This is a genomic window from Janibacter sp. Soil728 (assembly GCF_001428305.1).
Lineage (GTDB): Bacteria > Actinomycetota > Actinomycetes > Actinomycetales > Dermatophilaceae > Janibacter.
The window spans coordinates 1-1573 of record NZ_LMRZ01000002.1; the positions used below are offsets into that span (position 1 = coordinate 1).

Sequence of the window (1573 nt, forward strand, 5' to 3'; positions counted from 1 at the left end):
GATCGCTGCGAGCGGTCGGTTCCGGGTGGCGGCGGTGCCTGTCGCGTGGCTGGGTCTGGCGGCGATCGTCGTGACCGGGTTCACCTACACGGGGTCGACGCCCTTCCCGGGGTACACGGCGTTGCTGCCGGTGCTGGGGACGGCGGCGGTGATCTGGGCTGGTTCCCAGCACGTGCTGTCGCCCACGGGGATCTTCCGGTTCCGTCCGATCCAGTGGTTGGGGGATGTGTCGTACTCGGTGTACCTGTGGCACTGGCCGCTCGTCATCCTCGTGCCCTTCGTCAGCGGTGGCAGTCTGGGCATCCTGGACAAGATCGCCATCGTGGCGGCGACGTTGGTCCTGGCGGGGTTGAGCAAGACCTTCATCGAGGACAGGTTCCGCCAGCCGAAGCCGGGTGCCCCCCTTCGGCACTCCTATCGTCTGGCGGTGGTCGGGATGGTGGCCCTGACGGTGATGGGTGGCGCGCAGGTCGCTGAGGCCAATCACGGGGCGCTGGCACGAGGCAAGCAGAAGTGTCCGGTCAAGGACGACGCGAAGCTGGTCCCGGCCGCGGAGCTGGCGAAGGAGGACAAGTCCGACGCCTACGCCGACAACTGCTGGACCAACCAGCCCTTCACCGGGCGCAAGACCTGCACCTACGGCGACGGCCCGAAGCAGGTGGCGTTGGTGGGCAACTCCCACGCGGGGCACTGGCTGCCGGCTCTGCAGGCCCTGGCCAAGAAGAACGGCTGGACCATCACCACGTACCTGGTGTCGAGCTGTGCCGTGACGGACGCGCGTCAGAAGTACGAGACCGAGGTCAAGTCCCAGAACTGCTACGACTACGGCCAGTGGGCCCAGAAGCAGACGTCCGGGAAAAAGTACGACCTCGTCATCACGTCGGAACGTCTTGCGTTGGACAGCTCGTCACGGGGCACCACCAAGGCGAAGGCGGTTGCCGGGTACGCGAGCTACCTGCGCGACTGGGCCAAGGGCGGCACCAACATCCTCGCGATCAAGGACCCGACCTACCCCGGGATCAACATCCCCGACTGCTTGGCCGAGCACCCGGACGACCAGTCGAAGTGCTCCGCACCGAGGAAGGACTGGATCGTCGACGACGCCCTCGTGGACGCCGTCAAGGAGGTCGACCTGCCCAAGGTGACGTACGCCAACTTCGACGACCTGGTCTGCGAGCCCACCGTGTGCCGCGGTGCCAACGGCGGAGTCATCACGTACTTCGACAAGGCTCACCTCAGCGCCACCTATGTCAAGACGATGACCCCCTTCATGGCGAAGGAGATCGAAGCAGCAGCCAGACGGTGACCTAGCTCCCCGACTGCGGATGCTGCACGCGGGTCTGAGGTTCGCCCCGTAGGGTTTCCCCCCGTCAGGCGACGGGGCGAGCGCTCTTCCAGCGCTCTCTCGACGCATCTCTCATGCTCGAAGGTTGTGTTGATGAAGGACCTGTTCTCCGCTCTCCGCGCTCGTGGGTCGGAGTCCTCTGCGAGTGGTTTTCGCAAGGACATCCAGGGTTTGCGGGCGGTTGCGGTCTCGCTCGTGGTCATCTTCCACGTGTGGCCGCACAGCCTG

1 protein-coding gene is annotated in these 1573 nt (G+C 65.8%); it reads left to right on the forward strand.

Annotated features, from left to right (window positions below; translation table 11 throughout):
• Positions 1–1306: acyltransferase family protein (locus ASG73_RS04365; protein WP_235499349.1), on the forward strand; the 1306-nt coding region annotated here is incomplete at its 5' end.
• Positions 1307–1573 lie beyond the last annotated feature (267 nt).